Origin of the sequence: Blastococcus sp. TF02-09 (genome assembly GCF_003319105.1) — a bacterium.
Taxonomy (GTDB): domain Bacteria; phylum Actinomycetota; class Actinomycetes; order Mycobacteriales; family Geodermatophilaceae; genus Blastococcus.
Genome location: NZ_QOHH01000007.1, coordinates 118,202 through 134,971 on the forward strand (window position 1 = coordinate 118,202; position 16,770 = coordinate 134,971).

Below are 16,770 nucleotides of genomic sequence, written 5' to 3' on the forward strand. Positions count from 1 at the left end.
CGGTGCCGGGGTGGGCACCGGCACCGGGCTCGGGAGAGCCGGGTCGACGGGCTCGCTCACAGGAGCGCCGCGATCAGCGCGGAGGCGGAGCTCACGAGGACCGCTCCCCCGAGCACGAGGACGAGCTCACCGGCGAACCCGGCGCCCTCACCGCGACGGTGCGCCAGCGCCATGCGCCCGCCGACCAGGATGACGCCCACGACGCACAGGGCCAGGACGGTCCAGGCGACCCACTCGACGATGGTCACGATGCCCTCGGCACCCGGCGGGGGCGTGCCCTCGCCGGGGTCCACCACGGCCAGCACTGTGGGAGCGGCGGCGAGCAGCGAGGTCATGGCTTCCTCCTCCTCCAGCGGATCCGCGCCGGCGGACGGCGCGGTGGACGAGGTCGGCACCCGCGCCGGTCTCCGGCTCGTGTCCACGCTCCGTCGGACGCGGACGCCGGGCAATGCCCGACATTGGGGGGTGTGCGCCGCCGGTGCCCCTGGCTGTACTCGAGCCGGTGCTCGGACCGACGGACGAGGGTGGGCGATGGACGGCGCGATGCGTCCGCGGGGAGGCCGCCGGTGGCGGGCCGCCCTCGCGGCGGTCGCCCTGGCCCTCGCCGCCGGCGGGTGCACGGGCGCCGACGACGTCGCCGGCTCCCGCACCCCCTCGCCGACCGCGGCGCCGCCCTCGGACGACGGCCACCGGACCGGGAGCTTCCCCGCGCCGCTCCCCCACCCCACGGACGACGCCGCGTCCGCCGCCTCCGCCCTGGCCCTCGGCACCGCCGCCGTCACCGCGTTCGCCCGACCCGACGTCGCACCGGCCCGGTGGTGGGCGGAGCTCGCCCCGCTGCTGAGCCCGGCCGCGACCCTGGCGTACGAGGGCACCGACCCCGTCGAGGTCCCGGCCCACCGGGTCACCGGGCCGGCGTGGTCCGGCGTCAGCCCCAGCAGCTTCCTCGCGACGGTCTTCGTGCCGACCGACGCCGGGGACTACGCGGTGCTGCTGGTCCGCGAGGGTGGCGGTGCGCCGTGGCTGGTGGAGCGCATCACCCTGGTGCCCGCGGACTACGTGCCGCCGGCCCCGGCGACCCCCTCCCCGCCGGCGGGTTCGTGATGCGCCGGGCCCTGGCCCTCCTCCTGGCGCCCGTCGCGGTGGCCGGGGGTCTGGTGGCCGGGGTCCTGGTCATGAGCGAGCCCGAGGCCCGGGTGCAGGCCGCCGCCTGCGCCGGGGGGCCCGGATCGCTGACCGTGACCGGCGTGCCCGGCGGGACCGTCGCCGGGTACACCGGCGAGCAGCTGGCCAACGCGGCCGCGATCGTCCGGACCGGCCAGGCCCTCGGTGTCGACGCCCGCGGCCAGGCCATCGGCGTGATGACGGCGATGGGCGAGTCCTCGCTGGTGGCCGTCGACCACGGCGACGCCGCCGGGCCCGACAGCCGCGGGCTGTTCCAGCAGCGCGCCAACGGCCTGTGGGGCAGCTACGCCGACCGGATGGACGCCGTCGCGTCCGCCACCAGCTTCTTCCACGCCCTGCTCGCGGTGCCGGGCTGGGAGACGCTGCCGCCCACGATCGCCGCGCACCGCGTGCAGCACAACGCCGACCCCTACCACTACGCCCGCTGGTGGGATCCCGCGCTCGAGGTCCTCGCCGCGCTCGCCGGGGCGCCCGTCGCCGGGCTCGCCCCCGGCACGGGGTCCCTGCCCTGCACCGGGGTGTCCCCGCTCGGACCGGTCGTCGGGGGGTGGACGCTCCCGGCCGACGGTCGCCTCAGCAGCGGCTTCGGACGCCGCGGCAACCCGACCGGCGAGGGCGAGCAGCTGCACGCCGGTCTCGATCTGGCCGCCGCGTGCGACACGGCGATCGTGGCCGCGGGGGCAGGGATCGTGGTGCAGGCCGGCGCCGCGTCGGGCTACGGCAACCTGGTGGCCGTCGACCACGGCTCGGGCGTGGTCACGCGGTACGCGCACATGGAGGCCGAGGACCTCACGGTGGTCGTCGGTCAGAGCGTCGCCACGGGGCAGCAGCTCGCGCGGGTGGGCTCCGCCGGCGACTCGACCGGCTGCCACCTGCACTTCGAGGTGCTGCTCGACGGCGTCGCCAGTGATCCCCTGCCGTTCCTCGCCGAGCGGGGCATCGACCCCCGATAGCGGTTCCGCCCGCCGGGAGCGGCGGCGTCAGGCACCGGCCGGCCACTCCGGGTGACGCAACACCACGCGGCGTCGACGGACCCCCCACATTGTGGGGACGACGGTCCCCCCTGTGACGGCTGGGACGGGAGGGACCGACGGCCCACGCTTTCGGTGTTCCGCTCGAACCTCTGGTGCCAACGGGAGCCTGACCATGGAACTACCGTCCCTCGACCGTCGGGACATGCTGAAGGTGTGGCTGCTGGGCGCGGCCGCGGTGGCCCTCCCCTTCCAGGCATCGCTCACGGCGAAGAGCGCCTCCCGCATCTCCAGCCGCAAGCTGCCCAAGCCGTACACGCTGCCGTTCGCGGTCCCGCCCGTCCTCCCGAAGGCGTACGAGGACGCGACGACGGACTACTACGTCGTGCGGCAGCAGGCGTTCGTGGGCCGGATCCTGCCCGGCGTCGACACGCCGCTGTTCGGCTACAACGGCACGGTCCCGGGGCCCACGATCAAGGCCACCCACGGCCGCCGCACGGTGGTCCGGCAGATCAACGAGCTGCCCGACCAGCACCCGAGCCTCGGCTACGTGCCCTGGACCTCCACCCACCTGCACGGCATGCCGTCCGAGCCGCAGTACGACGGCTACGCCGGGGACAACTCCCAGCCGGGGCAGTGGAAGGACTACCACTACCCGAACAACTGCGAGGCGCGCACGCTCTGGTACCACGACCACGGCGTCCACCACACCGCCGAGAACGTGTACATGGGCCTGGCGGCCCAGTACCACCTCACGGACGCCGTCGAGCAGGCCCTGCCCATCCCGAAGGGCCAGTACGACGTCCCGCTCATGCTCGGTGACGCCAGCTTCGCCGAGAGCGGCGCGCTGCTGTGGGACGACCACAGCCACTCGGGGCACTACGGCGACGTCATCCTGGTCAACGGCGTGCCGTGGCCCACCATGAAGGTCACCCAGCGCAAGTACCGCTTCCGCGTCCTCAACGCGTCGGTGGCCCGCGGCTACAAGCTCAAGCTGAGCAACGGCCAGCCCTTCCAGGTGATCGCCACCGACGGGGGGCTCATGTCCGCACCCCAGAGCGTCACCCAGATCACCGTGGGCATGGCCGAGCGCTACGAGATCGTCATCGACTTCGCGGCGATCAAGCCGGGCCAGAAGATCCAGCTGGTCAACCTCGGCGTCAAGAACGCGATCGACTACGACCACACCGGCAAGATCATGCAGTTCGAGGTCACCGCCGACCCGTTCGACCCGGACAACAACCTCGTCCCGGCCGCCCTCGCGCCCGCCCACTCCGCGATGCTGCTCACGCCCGCCCAGGCGAAGGTCAAGCGCTACATGCGCGTGGAGCGCACGAACGGCCTCTGGACGATCAACGGGCAGACGTGGGACGACGTCGAGAAGGGCGACTTCAACCCGATCTTCGCCAATCCGCAGCCCGGCGACGTGGAGATGTGGGAGATCGAGAACAAGTCCGGTGGCTGGTTCCACCCGGTGCACATCCACTTCGTCGACTTCCAGGTCGTCAGTCGCAACGGCAAGCCGCCGCGTCCCGAGGAGAAGGGCCCGAAGGACGTCGTCTACGTGGGCGAGGGCGAGAAGGTCCGCGTGCTCATGCGGTTCTCCAAGCCGGGCGGCTACCACGGCCGCTACATGATCCACTGCCACAACCTGTCGCACGAGGACCACGACATGATGACGCAGTTTCAGATCGGCGCGCACGACGTCGACTGCGACCCGGTCAAGACGGCACCGCCGAAGTACGGCAACCCGCCGGTGTGGTCCTGAGCCATGACCGCGACCGACACCACGCCCTCGGCCGGCTCGGCACTCCCGGACAGCCCGTCGCGGGGACGCCGCGCCTGGCCCTGGGCCGCAGCCGTCTCCGCCGCGGCGGCCGGCGGGCTGCACATGCGCGCGGCGTTCGACCACGTGGGCGCCCACGACGTCGTCGTCGGCTTCTTCCTGGTCGTGGCCTTCGCCCAGCTCGCCCTGGGCGTCTGGCTCGCCATGGGCGTCGTGGCCGGCCTCCGGCCCGACGTCCGGCTGATCGGGCTCGCACTGCTCGCCACCGTGGCCCTCGTGGGCCTCTACGTGGTGGCGCACACGACGGACCTGCTGGCCGCGTTCCAGGTGCACGACACCGCGGCGCACCACGGAGCCGGCACGGTGGGCACCGAGGCGCACTCGACCGAGACGACGGGTCCCGTCGCCCTCGGCCTGGAGCCGGTCACCACGCGGGAGCCGGCAACGCTGCTGGGCGCCGGCACGGTGGCGCTCGAGATGGTGACCGTGCTGTCCCTCACCGCCCTGCTGCCGGCCCGGTGGCGCGGTGGTGCGGCGAACGCGCTGCTGCTCCTCGGCGCCGCCACCTGGCTGCTGTGGCTCACCGGCGTGCTTGCGTGACCCGTCCGGCCCCGGCGGCCGGCACCGCCCTCCCCGGCGCCGCCCGGACCACCGGGCGGCGCCGGCGGCGCCGCTGGCCGACCGTCCTGGCCGTCGCCGTCGCGCTCGCGCTCGTGTCGTCGGTGACCGGCATCCTGCCCGTCCGCGTCATGCGCGTCGGGTCGGACAGCATGTCCCCGACCATCGAGGCGGGCGACCTCGTGCTGGTCACGCGCAGCGGCGGTGCCGTCGAGCGGAGGGACGTCGTCGTCGTCGACCACCCGGACACCGGCGCCCTGCTCGTCAAGCGCGCGGTGGCACTGGGCGGCGACCGCCTCGGCATCGAGGACGGCGTGCTCGTGGTGAACGGCGAAGCCGTGTGCGAACCGGACATCGACCCGGCGCGACTGGACGGCGTCTGGTTCGGCCCGGTGACCGTGCCCGAGGGCGAGGTGTTCCTGCTCGGCGACGACCGGGCCTCCTCGATCGACTCCCGCGCCTTCGGGACCGTGCCGACCGGTGAGGTCACCGGTGTCGTGGACAGCCTCCTGTGGCCGTCACCGGGCGGACTTCCCGACGAGCTCTGCTGACCGCACACCCAAGCATTGGGGGTACGGCATCCCCCTCGTGGTGGCTGCCCACCCGCTCCGCCCGCGGGAACAGTCGGAGCCGGAAGTCCGGACACCCGCTCGGTGCCGGAAGACCCCGACAGCGGAGATCGTCATGCACCAATCCACCAGCCCGCCCGTGGGCCGCCCGGCAGGACGCCGCCCGGCCCATTCCTCCGACCCCGCACTGACGCGACGGCGATCCACGGCACGCACCCGGTGGGGGGCGCTGGCCTGCGCCCTCACCGTCGCGTCCACCGCGGGTTCCGTGGTCCTCGCCTCGCCGGCGAGCGCTGCCGTCCCCGTGTTCCCCGACAACATCGTGGTCTTCCCGAACCGCGACATGGTCTCCCTCGAGGGGTTCGAGGCGGCCTCGGGCAAGCAGGTCACGATCGAGGTCCGCCGTGGCGGGAGCGTCATCGGAGCTGCGACCGGCACCGGCGCGAGCCCCGCCGCGATCGCGGCCGGCGAGCCCACCGTCGAGGTCAACCACCCCGGAGGCATCTGCTGGGGAGCCGGCGGCGGTCCGCAGGTCACCCCGAACATCCAGGCCGGCGACGTCATCGTCGTCCGGTACGACAACGTCTCGTACGACACGACCGTGCAGGACGTGGAGGTGACCGGCTCGCAGCTCGACGGCGGCAGGCTCGTCGTCTCCGGCCGGGCGGGCGCGGGTGTCGACACCGCGAAGATGGAGCAGCGGATCATCAACCCGTCGCTCAAGGACGACCCCGCGGTGGCCCGCCGGGACGTCCGCGCGGTCCCGCCGGCCGAGCTGCAGCAGTCCGCCAAGGGCGACTACCAGTCGGGGCTCGCCGTGACCGGCGGTCAGTTCACCGCCACCTACCAGTTCCCGACCGCCGCGACCGCCACGGCCGTCAGCGAGGGCCAGCTGCGCGTCATGGCCTGGCAGAACGAGGACGCCGACGGCAACCGCCAGGGCCTGACCATCAGCGAGTTCGGGGAGATCGACGGCCCGGGCTTCGGCGGCTGCCCCGCCGGTGCCGCCGGACAGGGCCCGAAGTCGCCGACCGGTGTGACCGCCACGCAGAGCGCGCCCGGCGAGATCACGGTCGGGTGGACGCCCGCGACCCAAAACCCGGGCACCGCGCCGGTGCAGGGCTTCACGGTGCGCGCGGTCTCGGTCGCCAGCACCGCCGGCGAGCAGACCGAGTTCGGCAAGCGCATCAGCAACCCGAACGCCACGTCGACCAAGCTGAGCGGCACGCTGGCCGGCAACCGCATCGAGGTGCGGACGGTCACCGACGCGGGTGAGTCCTGGCCGCCGGCCCTGGTCGGCAGCCCGGCGGACGGCGGAGCCGGAGGCAACACGGACACGACGGCGCCGACCGTGAGCGCAACGCCCGCGGGCGGCACGGTCACCGCCGACCCGACGATCACCCTCGCGACGTCGGCCGACGGTCAGATCTACTACACGCTCGACGGCACCAGCCCGCTGGACGGCGTGGACGCCGGGGCGGACGCCAACCTGTACACGGCTCCCTTCCCCCTCGGGCTGAGCGCGGCCAAGCCGTCGGTGACGCTCAAGTACGTCGCCTTCGACGCGGCCGGCAACACGTCGTTCGTCAAGACCGAGACGTACACGCTGGGCACCGCCGCCGCGCCGGGCGCCCCGGTGCTCGGAGCGGTCACGCCGGGGAACAACTCCGCCGTCGTCAACTGGACGGCGCCGACCCCGGGCTCGCAGCCGATCACCGGGTACACGGTCACGGCCACGCCGCCGACCGGCCCGGCCCGGACGGCGACCGCCCTGCCCGGCTCGACCCAGGCGACGGTGACCGGGCTGACCAACGGCACGGTCTACACGGTGACGGTGACGGCGACCAACGCGGTGGGCACCGGTGCTCCGTCCGCCGCGAAGACCGTCACCCCGGCCGCACCGGCCGCGGACACCATCACGGTCACCCGCGCCCAGTGGAAGACCGGTGACTTCCGCATTCAGGGCACGGGCAGCGAGGCCGGCGCGACCATCACGGTCACGGCACTCACCGCCCAGGGCGTCCCGGTCGTCGACCCCGCCACCGGGCTCCCGCGGACGATCACCACGACGGTCGCCGCACCGGTCGCGCCCGAGGTGACCGGCGCCTGGACGATCCGCGCGCGCACCGGCTGGTTCGCCACCAACCGGCCCGCGCTCGTGAGGGTCACCTCCAGCCGCGGCGGCAGCATCGCCACGACGACCGTCGCGAACGGCTGACCCCAGCGGCGCCCGGTCCCTGCGGACCGGGCGCCGCCGGACCGGCAGCAGAGGGCACGTCATCCCCCGCGGATGGCGTGCCCTCTGCGTGTGCCGGGGGTCAGCCGGCGGACGTGAACGCCGTGGGTGTGACGCCGGCCTGCTCCAGCGCCGTCCGCACCGCCCGGGCGAGCGCCACCGCGCCCGGGGTGTCGCCGTGCACGCAGATCGACGCGACGGCGGCCGGCACGGTGCTGCCGTCCACGGCCACCACGGTGCCCTCGACCGCCATGCGCACGGCCCGCGCCGCGACCTCGGCCGCGTCGTGCACGACCGCCCCCGGCTCGCGCCGCGGCACCAGGCCGCCCTCGGCGGTGTAGCCGCGGTCGGCGAACCCCTCCGGGACCGGTCGAAGGCCCGCCGCCTCCGCCGCCCGCAGCAGCGCCGAGCCGGGCAGCCCCAGCACCGCCAGCGCCGGGTCGTGGGCGACGACGGCGTCGACGACGGCCCGGGCCTGCGCCTCGTGCCCGACCACCGCGTTGTACAGGGCGCCGTGCGGTTTGACGTAGCGGACCCGGGTGCCCTCGGCCCGGGCGATGCCGTCGAGCGCGGCCAGCTGGTACAGGACGTCGGCGGCGAGCTCGACCGGCTCGACGTCGACGAACCGGCGGCCGAAGCCGGCCAGGTCGCGGTAGGAGACCTGCGCCCCGACGGCCACGCCCGCGGCGGCGGCGCCGGCGCAGACGCGGCGCATCGTCGTCGGGTCGCCGGCGTGGAAGCCGCAGGCGACGTTGGCGCTGGTGACGACGCCGAGCAGCGCGTCGTCGTCACCCAGCCGCCAGACGCCGAACCCCTCTCCGAGGTCGGCGTTGAGGTCGACGGAGGTGCTCACCGGCGCAGTCTCGCACTGCGCCGGTGAGCGGAGCGCTCAGAGCTCGGGCTTGAGCTGCACCTTCACGACGCCGTCTTCCTTCTTCTGGAACTTCCGGTACATCTCCGGCGCCTCCGACAGCGGCACCCGGTGCGTGGCGAAGTCGTCCACGCCGAGCGGATCGGCGTCGGTGAGCAGCGGCATGATCTCCGGGATCCAGCGCTTGATGTTGCACTGGCCCATGCGCAGCTGGATCTGCTTGTCGAACATCGTCATCAGCGGCATCGGGTCGGCGGCGCCGCCGTAGACACCGGACAGCGAGATCGTGCCGCCGCGGCGGACGATGTCGATCGCGGAGTACAGCGCGTTCAGCCGGTCGACGCCGGCGTGCTCCATGATCGGCGCGGAGACGGCCTTGGGCAGCAGGCCGGCCGCCTTCTGGACGAAGGTCGTGGCCGGGGAGCCGTGCGCCTCCATGCCGACGGCGTCCAGCACCGAGTCGGGACCGCGGCCGCCGGTCATGTCCCGGATGGCGTCGCCGATCTCGTCGACCTCGTTCAGGTCCACGACCTCGACGCCGCGGGCGCGCACCCGCGCCAGCCGCTCGGGCACCAGGTCCACGCCGATCACCCGGTAGCCCTTGTGCTGGGCGATCCGGCAGGCGAAGTCACCGATCGGACCCAGCCCCAGGACGACGAGCGTCCCGCCGTCCGGGACGGCTGCGTACTCCACGCCCTGCCATGCCGTGGGCAGGATGTCGGAGAGGTAGGCGAACCGGTCGTCGGGCGGGCCGTCCGGCAGCGGGATGTGGGTGAACTGCGCCTGCGGCACCCGCAGGTACTCGGCCTGGCCGCCGGCCACCTCGCCGTAGAGCTTGGAGAAGCCGAACAGCGCCGCGCCCGTGCCGTGCTCGCGCACCTGGGTGGTCTCGCACTGGGTGTACAGCTGCTGCTGGCACATCCAGCAGTGCCCGCAGGAGATCTGGAACGGGATGGAGACCCGGTCGCCGACCTTCAGGTTGCCGACGGCCGAACCCACCTCGACGACCTGGCCCATGTTCTCGTGGCCGAGGATGTCGCCCACGCCCATGAACGGCGACAGCGGCTCGTAGAGGTGCAGGTCCGAACCGCAGATGTTCGAGGTGGTGACCCGGATGACGGCGTCCGTGGGCTCCTGCACGAACGGGTCGGGCACCTCCTCCACCCGTACGTCGCGCTGTCCGTGCCAGGTCACTGCCTTCATGGATCCACCGTTCGTCTCGTCCTCGCGTCCCCGTCGGCACACGATCGTCATCGCTGGCTGTGCCCTTGGCCGCGAGCACGAAACCGAGGCCTCCGCCATGCCCGCGGGCGGAATGCCGGCCCCCGGCCGCACGCTGGACCTGGCATGGCACCGGCCGAGCTCACGCTCTTCGACCCCGAGCCGCCCCCGACCCCCGCGCCCCCGAACCGCCTCCTGCAGGTGCGCCGCATCTACGCCGAGCCCGCCGCCCTCGACAGCCCCCGCGGCCGCCAGGTGCTGGGTCGCTTCCCCGGGGCCGACGTCGTGGAGGTGCCCTCGCACTGGCAGATCCCCGACCTGCACGGCAACGCGGGCAACGTCGAGCGCTGGGTGCGGGTGAAGACCGAGACGCTGGTGCTCGGCGTCAAGAAGTCGCTCTCGGCCCGGCCCAACGGGCGGTCGGCGAACTGGATCGCGCCCTCGACCGCGAACGGCTGCGCCATGGCCTGCGCCTACTGCTACGTGCCCCGGCGCAAGGGCTACGCGAACCCGATCACCGTCTTCACCAACATCGAGCAGATCACCGGCTACCTCCGCCGACACGTCGCGCGGCAGGGTCCCAAGACCGAGCCCGACCAGGCCGACCCGGAGAGCTGGGTCTACGACCTCGGCGAGAACAGCGACTGCTCGGTCGACGCGCTCGTGAGCGACAACGTCGCCGACCTCGTCGCCACGTTCCGGGAGCTGCCCACCGCCAAGGCCTCCTTCGCCACGAAGTACGTGAACCGGCAGCTGCTCGACCTCGACCCCGCCGGGCGGACCCGCATCCGCTTCTCCGTCATGCCGGAGGACGACGCGCGCGTGCTCGACGTCCGCACCAGCCGGGTGGCCGAGCGGATCGCCGCAGTCGACGACTTCGTCGAGGCCGGCTACGAGGTGCACCTCAACCTCTCGCCGGTGGTGCTCCGCGACGGCTGGGAGGCCGCCTGGGCTGCGTTGTTGCAGCGACTGGACGACGAGCTCTCCCCCACCGCCAAGGCGCAGGCGGCCGCCGAGGTCATCCTGCTCACCCACAACCGCGACCTGCACGAGGTGAACCTCGGCTGGCACCCGCAGGCCGAGGACCTGCTCTGGCGTCCGGACCTGCAGCAGCCCAAGCGGAGCCAGAACGGGCAGGACAACGTCCGGTACCGCAACGAGGTCAAGCGCGACGGGGTACAGCGGCTGTACCGACTGGTGGAGCAGCACGCGCCCTGGCTGCGGATCCGATACGCGTTCTGACCCCCACGGGCAAGCGGGTGTCGACAAGGACACATGTCGACTCATCCCTTCAGGCGACCACGTCCGGTGTGACACAGTTCTACGCACAGTGATCGTTCCACCGCCGGGGGGCAGGGTGCCGCTGAACTCGGTTCGTCCGCCGACGGTCTCCCCGGAGACCCTGCTGGACGCGCTGCCCGACGCCGTCGTGGTGGCCGACGCCCGCGGCAGGGTGACCTTCGCGAACCCGGCGATCCACCGGCTGCTCGGCCACTCCCCTGGTGCCCTGCTGGGGCGGCCGCTCACGGGTATCATGCCCCAGCGCTTCCGGGCGGGGCACGGCGACCACATCACCCGGTTCCTGACCACGGGCGAGGGCGAACTGGTGGGGCAGACGACCCAGCTGCCCGCCCTGCACGCCGACGGCCACGAGGTCCTCATCGACGTCACGCTCGCCCGGGTGGAGCCCGCTCCGGGCGCGGCGCCGGAGGACTCGTCGATCGTCAGCGTGCTGAGGGACGCGAGCACCACGATCCTGCTCGAGCGCCAGCTGCAGGTGAGCCGCTACCTCGCCGCCACCCTCCGGGTGACCGCTGCGCTGACCGAGGCCGCGGACGCCGACGTCGCCTTCCAGCGCCTGCTGCCCACGCTCTGCACGGAGCTGGACTGGGACGCCGCGGCGCTGTGGCAGGCCGACGAGCACAGCGGCCGGCTGGTGCACGCCGCGACGTGGACCGCTCCCGGCGTCGAGGTGCCCGCCCTGCGCGCGGAGACCGGGCGCAGCTTCGGCCCGGGCGAGGGACTCCCCGGTCTCGTCCGCCAGTCGCGGGCGCCGGCGGTCCTCGAGGACCTGTGGAACGACGAGCGGTTCCTGCGCCGCGCGGCCGCCCGCGCCGACGACGTCCGCACCGGCGTGGCCTTCCCGGTCCTGCACGGCGAGTCGGTGCTCGGCGTCTGCGAGCTGTTCTCGCGCGCGCACCGCACCGTCCCCGAGGAGCTCACCGAGGTGCTCTCGCACACCGGCCGCCAGATCGGCCAGTTCCTCGGCCGGCTGCGGGCCGAGGCGGAGATGCGGTCGCTGGCCGAGACGCTCCAGCGCAGCCTGCTGCCCTCCCACCTGCCGACGGTGCCCGGCCTGGAACTGGCCTCGCGGTACCGGGCCGGCGGCGGGTCGGCGCTGGTCGGTGGCGACACCTACGACGTGCTGCCGCTCCCCGACGGCCGCTGGATGGCCCTCGTCGCCGACGTGTGCGGCACCGGCGCGGAGGCCGCCGCGCTGACGGCGCTGACCCGGCACACCGCCCGGGCCGCCTCGGCGGCCGGCTGCCCCGCGGCGGTGCTGGCCGCGGTCAACGCTGCGCTCCTGCGCGACCAGGGCGCCGGGCCGCTGCGGTTCGTCACCGCCGTCTGCCTGGTGCTGGAGGACGGCCCCGACGGGCGCCGGGCCGGCATCAGCATCGCCGGGCACCCGCCGCCCCTCCTGCGCACCGCCGACGGCGCCGTCGTGGCGCTGGGGCAGCCCTCCGCGCCGCTGGGCGTGGACGCCGCCACCACCTTCACCGACTCCACCGTCGACCTGCCGTGCGGCTCGACCCTGCTGCTCTACACCGACGGGGTCACCGAGGCCCGGGACGACGCGGGCGGGCAATTGGGCGAGGACACCCTCCAGCGGCTGCTCGCCGAGTCCGGCTGCACGACGGCCGAGGCGACGGTCGCCACGGTGGCGGCCGCGGTCGAGGCGCAGGTCACCGGGTCGCGCCACGAGGCCGACGACATGGCGCTGCTCGCCCTGACCGTGCCGGCCTGAGTCAGCCGGTCCGGCCGGTGTCGGCGTGCGCGACGCCCACGGGCTTGGACTCCGGCGAGCCGCGCTGGCGCAGGTAGACGGCGAAGATCGTCATCGAGCCGACGGCGAGCATCTCCGACTGCCAGTTCTGGAAGCTCCGGTTCCAGAAGTCGGCCTCGCCCAGATAACCCGCCAGCGTCACCGGGTCCTGCCGCTGCCCCAGCTGCTCGCCGTTGAACGCCACCCACCCCGTGACGGCCGAGGCGGTCCAGGTGAGCAGGAACAGCCCGCCCATCACCAAACCGAGCGACCGCGAGAGCAGCGCCGTCCGCCATCCCCCGGCCTGCGCCCAGCCGGGCGAGTCCGGGCCCGCGTGCTCGCCGACGCGCTGCTCCCGGTCGGTCTCCGTGCCCTCCTTGCCGGGTTCCTTCGACTCGCTGGACCCCTTCTGCACCAGCCACACGGTCGCGAAGACGTAGACGAAGAACTGCAGGTACTCCGACTGCCAGTTCTCCATCACGTCGACCCAGAACGAGGACGAGGTGACGTAGTCGAGCACCCCGAGCGGCTCGAGGCCGTTCGTGTGCTGCTGGGCGTTGACGTCCGCGGTGCCCGAGAGCGCCTGGCCGGCCAGCGTGGCGAGGAAGAGCCCGCCGAAGGTCAGGCTGAGCGCGTTGCTGCGCAGGAAGCCGTAGGTGGGTTCGTCGACGCTGCTCACCGCCCGGTCACCCCCAGCACGAACGCGTAGGCGATGCCGAGCAGGATCAGGAGCAGGTAGGCCAGGAAGACCGCCTTGACGCCGTTCACGGCCCGTCCACCTCGCAGTCGTAGGGCAGCTCGCCGCGGGGCTCGCACGCCGCCGCCGTCACCCGCCAGCCCGTGCCGGTCTCGGTCAGGAAGACGACGTCGCCGCCGAGGCGGACCTGCGCGTCACCGCCCCACACCTCGACCGCCGTCACGTCGCCCCCCGGCAGCTGCACGTCGCCGAGCACGTCGGCGCACGGCGCGGCGCCGTCCGCCTCGAGGGCGGCACGGGTCGCCGGTGCCAGCAGATCGCAGCGGTCCTGCGGATCCCCGCGGGGATCCTCGAAGGCGGTGGCGACCGCCCCGGCGTCCGCCTCGGACGCGGCGGCGCACCCGGTCAGCGCCAGGGCTCCGGCGGTCACCAGGCCGGCAGCTGTTCCGCGCACGACGTCTCCTCGCGACGGGGTGCCCGGTGCGCTGCTCGACCGGGCACCCGGGCCGCTACCCGCGAACCGGCACCGGACACACGCCCGACCGAGCGCCCACGCGGGGCCGGTTACCGTGGCCGACGTGGCGCGCGTGGCGGTGGTGGGCGCCGGCCTCGGGGGGTTGGCCGCGGCCGCCCGGCTCGCCGCGCAGGGCCACACCGTGACCGTGCTCGAGGCGGCGGAGCGGATCGGCGGCAAGCTCGGCCGGCTCTCCGTGGACGGGCACACCTTCGACACCGGTCCGAGCCTCGTCACGCTCCCGCAGGTCTACCGCGACCTGTTCGCCGCCACCGGGGCGCCGCTGGAGGAGTCGCTGGACCTCGTGCCGCTGGACCCGGCGGTGCACTACCGCTTCTCCGACGGCACCCACCTGACCGTCCCGGGCGAGCCCGGCGCGGTGCCCGGCGCCCTCGATGCCGCGCTCGGCGACGGCGCCGGCGCCCAGTGGTCGGCGCTCCTGACCCGGGCCGAGCAGATGTGGCGGATCAGCGAGCGGCCCTTCCTGCGGACCCCGCTCGCCGGGCCGGCCACGCTCGCGCGGCTGGCCCGCCGGCCGGCCGACGTCGCCACCATCGCGCCGTGGCAGTCGCTGCGCGGGCTCGGCGCCGCGTACCTGCGGCACCCCTCCCTGCGGACCCTGCTCGACCGGTACGCCACCTACTCCGGCTCCGATCCGCGCAGCGCCCCGGCGGTGCTCGCGACCGTGGCCTGGGCCGAGCATGCCTTCGGCTCCTGGTACGTGCGCGGTGGCCTGCACCGGCTCGCGCAGGCGGTGGCCGAGCGGGCGGTGGAGCGCGGGGCAGTGCTGCGCACCGGCTGCGCGGTGCGCCGGGTCGTCGTCGCCGGGGGCCGGGCGGCGGGCGTGGAGCTGGCTGACGGCGAGGTGATCGACGCCGACGTCGTCGTCTCGAACGTGGACGCCGCCGCGCTCTACGCCGACCTCGTGCCACCGCCCCTGGCCGCGGCGCCGCTGCGGTCGCTGGCGCGGGCGACGCCGTCCCTGTCCGGGTTCGCGCTGCTCCTGGGCCTGACCGGCCGGACGCCGGGCCTGGCGCACCACTCGGTCCTGTTCCCGGCCGACTACGACGACGAGTTCGACTCGGTGTTCGGTACCGGGCGGCACGCCGGCCGGCCCCGACCGGCCGTCGACCCCACCGTCTACGTGAGCGCCCCCGACGACTCGGCGCTGCGTCCCGACGACGACAGCGAGTCGTGGTTCGTGCTGGTCAACGCGCCCCGGCACGAGCCCGGCCGCGGGGTCGACTGGGACCGGCCCGGCCGGGCGGAGGAGTACGCCGACCAAGTGCTGCGGGTGATGGCCGACCGCGGGCTGGACGTGCGCGACCGGGTGCGCCGGCGAGTGGTGCGCACCCCCGCCGACCTCGCCCGCGACACCGGCAGCGTCGGCGGGTCGATCTACGGCACCTCGAGCAACGGGGCGCGGGCGGCCTTCCTCCGCCCGGCCAACGCCTCCCCCGTTCCCGGTCTGTTCCTCGTGGGCGGCTCGGCGCATCCCGGCGGCGGGCTGCCCCTGGTGACGCTGTCGGCGGAGATCGTCGCCGGGCTGGTCGGCCCGGCGTAGCTCCCGCGCGCCGGCTCAGCCGCGGGCGGCGCCGTAGCCCAGCAGCGCGGCCAGGCCCAGCGCACTGCGCGGCTGGTAGGCGGCCCGCCACAGGCCACCGTGCGCGGCCGCGTGCGCCTCGTCCTGCCACGGATGCTCGTGCCGCGGCCCGCCGCCGGTGTGCAGGTCGTGCACCAGCAGCGCGGCCATCAGGACGTTGGAGGTCGCCGGCTCGAAGATCTCCACGCCGAACCGGTGCGCACCCGCGTACGCGGCGGCCAGCGCGCGGTTCTTCACCACCGACCGGGTGCGGGTCGGCGGGGCCACGTTCATCGACACGGTGGTGCCGGCCGCCCGCGCCGTCGTCGCCCGCCACCGTTGGAGTCGCTTGGCCAGGGCGTAGTTCGGTCCCTGCTGGGCGACCAGGCTGTCGGCGATGCCGGGGTCGGTGCCCGGAACGTAGGCGCGCTGCAGCAACCGGCCGCCGGACACGGTGCGCAGCGGACGGCCGAGCAGCTTGGCCGCGCGGGAGCGGTCGGCGTAGGCGCGCACCGACTGGGCCACCGCGTCGGCCGGGACGGCGAAGACGTCGGTCGGGGTGGACAGGAAGGCCAGCGCCAGCTCGGGCCGGGCCGCGGTCAGGCGCACGGTCAGGGCGTCGACCGCCGTGGACACCCGCACGTTGGTGGCGCCGTCGGCGTAGACGTAGTTGCCCAGCACCGGCCGCCCGGCCAGGCTCGCGGCCCAGTCGGCCACCGCCGGCACCTCGCTGATCAGGTCGGCGCCCGCCCGGGCCGGTTCGGGGTCGGCCGCCGGGTCGTCGACGGGCATCAGCAGGGTGCCCGCGCTCCCGCGCGCGGTGTCGAGCACCCGCTCCCAGAGCGCGGCGCGGGGCAGGTCGACGCCGGCCACCCGGGCGCCCCAGCGCAGCAGCGCCGTCAGCGGGCCCATCTCGGCTCCGGCACCGAGGACGACGACCGTGCTGTCCGGCACCGCGAGCCACTCCGGATGGGCCGCCACGGTGCGCACCGCCTCGGCGCACGAGGGCTCGACCACCCCGGCGGTCACCCAGTCGTCCAGCTGACGCAGCAGCGCGTCGCCCCGCAGCCGCCGGCCGTGGAACGGCAGCGAGAGCTCCCCCTCCGGCTCCGCGGTGCCGCGGATCTCGACGGTGTGCAGCGTGCGGCCGGCGGGGGCCCCGGCCAGCCCGTCGAGGCCGGTCTCGCCGTCGGGGCCGGCGACCCGCATGCGCCGGTGCAGCGAGACCAGCCCCTCCTCGGCGATGGTGCGGGCGGCCGCGCCGGAGGGCAGCCCGGCCTCGACCAGGCGCCGGAAGTGGGTCAGGTATCCCCCGCGCCAGTTGGTCTCCCGCTCGGCGGCCAGCGCGCCGGCGGCGTCCACCGGCCGCAGCCCGTCCGCGGCCACCGCCCGGCCCAGCGCCGCGGTGCTGCGCCGTCCCTCGGCGTCCACCGGGAACACGACTCCGTGCTGGTCCTCGCTCATCGGTCCACCT

General features: G+C 74.6%; 15 protein-coding genes. 9 read left to right on the forward strand and 6 right to left on the reverse strand.

Annotation, left to right across the window (positions count from 1 at the left end):
• Nucleotides 1–56: 56 nt before the first annotated feature.
• Nucleotides 57–335 carry a hypothetical protein gene (locus DQ239_RS12345; protein WP_147252106.1) on the reverse strand — a complete coding sequence of 93 codons (279 nt, stop codon included), beginning with the start codon at nucleotides 333–335 and terminating at the stop codon, nucleotides 57–59.
• Between the two features lie 208 nt (nucleotides 336–543).
• On the opposite strand from DQ239_RS12345, the gene DQ239_RS12350 reads away from it, so the two are divergent.
• The 6 genes from DQ239_RS12350 to DQ239_RS12375 all read left to right on the forward strand — a co-directional run bounded on the left by DQ239_RS12350 (nucleotide 544) and on the right by DQ239_RS12375 (nucleotide 7,347).
• A complete protein-coding gene (locus DQ239_RS12350) occupies nucleotides 544–1,104 on the forward strand; it encodes a hypothetical protein (RefSeq protein WP_147252108.1) in 561 nt (186 codons plus the stop codon).
• The gene (locus DQ239_RS12355; protein ID WP_113834719.1) at nucleotides 1,104–2,138 is read left to right on the forward strand and encodes a M23 family metallopeptidase; all 1,035 of its coding nucleotides are present in this window, start codon (nucleotides 1,104–1,106) and stop codon (nucleotides 2,136–2,138) included. The genes DQ239_RS12350 and DQ239_RS12355 overlap by 1 nt, the downstream gene beginning before the upstream one ends.
• A gap of 223 nt (nucleotides 2,139–2,361) precedes the next feature.
• Complete coding sequence (locus tag DQ239_RS12360) at nucleotides 2,362–3,924, forward strand: multicopper oxidase domain-containing protein (RefSeq protein ID WP_233489134.1); 1,563 nt, start codon at nucleotides 2,362–2,364, stop codon at nucleotides 3,922–3,924.
• A 3-nt stretch (nucleotides 3,925–3,927) separates the two neighbouring features.
• On the forward strand, nucleotides 3,928–4,542 hold the full coding sequence (locus DQ239_RS12365) for a hypothetical protein (protein WP_113834721.1): 615 nt from the start codon (nucleotides 3,928–3,930) through the stop codon (nucleotides 4,540–4,542).
• Entirely contained in the window at nucleotides 4,539–5,111 is a 573-nt protein-coding gene (gene lepB, locus DQ239_RS12370; protein ID WP_199582951.1) for a signal peptidase I, read from the forward strand. Before DQ239_RS12365 ends, lepB begins: the two co-directional genes overlap by 4 nt.
• A 133-nt stretch (nucleotides 5,112–5,244) precedes the next feature.
• Entirely contained in the window at nucleotides 5,245–7,347 is a 2,103-nt protein-coding gene (locus DQ239_RS12375; RefSeq protein ID WP_113834722.1) for a fibronectin type III domain-containing protein, read from the forward strand.
• Nucleotides 7,348–7,447: 100 nt separating this feature from the next.
• On the opposite strand, the gene DQ239_RS12380 is transcribed toward DQ239_RS12375, so the two are convergent.
• Entirely contained in the window at nucleotides 7,448–8,218 is a 771-nt protein-coding gene (locus tag DQ239_RS12380; protein WP_113834723.1) for a 5-oxoprolinase subunit PxpA, read from the reverse strand.
• Between the two features lie 36 nt (nucleotides 8,219–8,254).
• Entirely contained in the window at nucleotides 8,255–9,439 is a 1,185-nt protein-coding gene (locus tag DQ239_RS12385) for a zinc-dependent alcohol dehydrogenase (protein WP_113834724.1), read from the reverse strand.
• Between the two features lie 144 nt (nucleotides 9,440–9,583).
• On the opposite strand from DQ239_RS12385, the gene DQ239_RS12390 reads away from it, so the two are divergent.
• Nucleotides 9,584–10,699 (forward strand): spore photoproduct lyase family protein, encoded by a 1,116-nt coding sequence (locus tag DQ239_RS12390; protein WP_113834725.1) that lies wholly within the window; start codon nucleotides 9,584–9,586, stop codon nucleotides 10,697–10,699.
• Between the two features lie 115 nt (nucleotides 10,700–10,814).
• Nucleotides 10,815–12,485 carry a SpoIIE family protein phosphatase gene (locus DQ239_RS12395; RefSeq protein WP_233489135.1) on the forward strand — a complete coding sequence of 557 codons (1,671 nt, stop codon included), beginning with the start codon at nucleotides 10,815–10,817 and terminating at the stop codon, nucleotides 12,483–12,485.
• A 1-nt stretch (nucleotide 12,486) separates the two neighbouring features.
• Here DQ239_RS12395 and DQ239_RS12400 read toward each other — a convergent pair whose 3' ends face one another.
• Nucleotides 12,487–13,182: a DUF6766 family protein gene (locus tag DQ239_RS12400; protein ID WP_113834726.1), complete on the reverse strand. Its 696-nt coding sequence runs from the start codon at nucleotides 13,180–13,182 to the stop codon at nucleotides 12,487–12,489.
• A gap of 85 nt (nucleotides 13,183–13,267) precedes the next feature.
• Nucleotides 13,268–13,654 carry a hypothetical protein gene (locus DQ239_RS12405; protein WP_147252109.1) on the reverse strand — a complete coding sequence of 129 codons (387 nt, stop codon included), beginning with the start codon at nucleotides 13,652–13,654 and terminating at the stop codon, nucleotides 13,268–13,270.
• Nucleotides 13,655–13,778: 124 nt separating this feature from the next.
• Between DQ239_RS12405 and crtI the strand changes: the two genes are divergently transcribed.
• Nucleotides 13,779–15,278 (forward strand): phytoene desaturase family protein, encoded by a 1,500-nt coding sequence (gene crtI / locus DQ239_RS12410; RefSeq protein WP_113834826.1) that lies wholly within the window; start codon nucleotides 13,779–13,781, stop codon nucleotides 15,276–15,278.
• A 15-nt stretch (nucleotides 15,279–15,293) separates the two neighbouring features.
• On the opposite strand, the gene DQ239_RS12415 is transcribed toward crtI, so the two are convergent.
• Entirely contained in the window at nucleotides 15,294–16,760 is a 1,467-nt protein-coding gene (locus tag DQ239_RS12415) for a hypothetical protein (protein WP_113834728.1), read from the reverse strand.
• Nucleotides 16,761–16,770 lie beyond the last annotated feature (10 nt).

Bases quoted from the DNA above. Each gene is read 5' to 3' on its own strand.
- DQ239_RS12365 (WP_113834721.1), top strand. From the start codon at position 3,928: ATGACCGCGACCGACACCACGCCCTCGGCCGGCTCGGCACTCCCGGAC.
- DQ239_RS12375 (WP_113834722.1), top strand. From the start codon at position 5,245: ATGCACCAATCCACCAGCCCGCCCGTGGGCCGCCCGGCAGGACGCCGC.
- DQ239_RS12390 (WP_113834725.1), top strand. From the start codon at position 9,584: ATGGCACCGGCCGAGCTCACGCTCTTCGACCCCGAGCCGCCCCCGACC.
- DQ239_RS12415 (WP_113834728.1), bottom strand. From the start codon at position 16,760: ATGAGCGAGGACCAGCACGGAGTCGTGTTCCCGGTGGACGCCGAGGGA.
- DQ239_RS12385 (WP_113834724.1), bottom strand. From the start codon at position 9,439: ATGAAGGCAGTGACCTGGCACGGACAGCGCGACGTACGGGTGGAGGAG.
- DQ239_RS12355 (WP_113834719.1), top strand. From the start codon at position 1,104: ATGCGCCGGGCCCTGGCCCTCCTCCTGGCGCCCGTCGCGGTGGCCGGG.
- DQ239_RS12360 (WP_233489134.1), top strand. From the start codon at position 2,362: ATGCTGAAGGTGTGGCTGCTGGGCGCGGCCGCGGTGGCCCTCCCCTTC.
- DQ239_RS12345 (WP_147252106.1), bottom strand. From the start codon at position 335: ATGACCTCGCTGCTCGCCGCCGCTCCCACAGTGCTGGCCGTGGTGGAC.
- DQ239_RS12350 (WP_147252108.1), top strand. From the start codon at position 544: ATGCGTCCGCGGGGAGGCCGCCGGTGGCGGGCCGCCCTCGCGGCGGTC.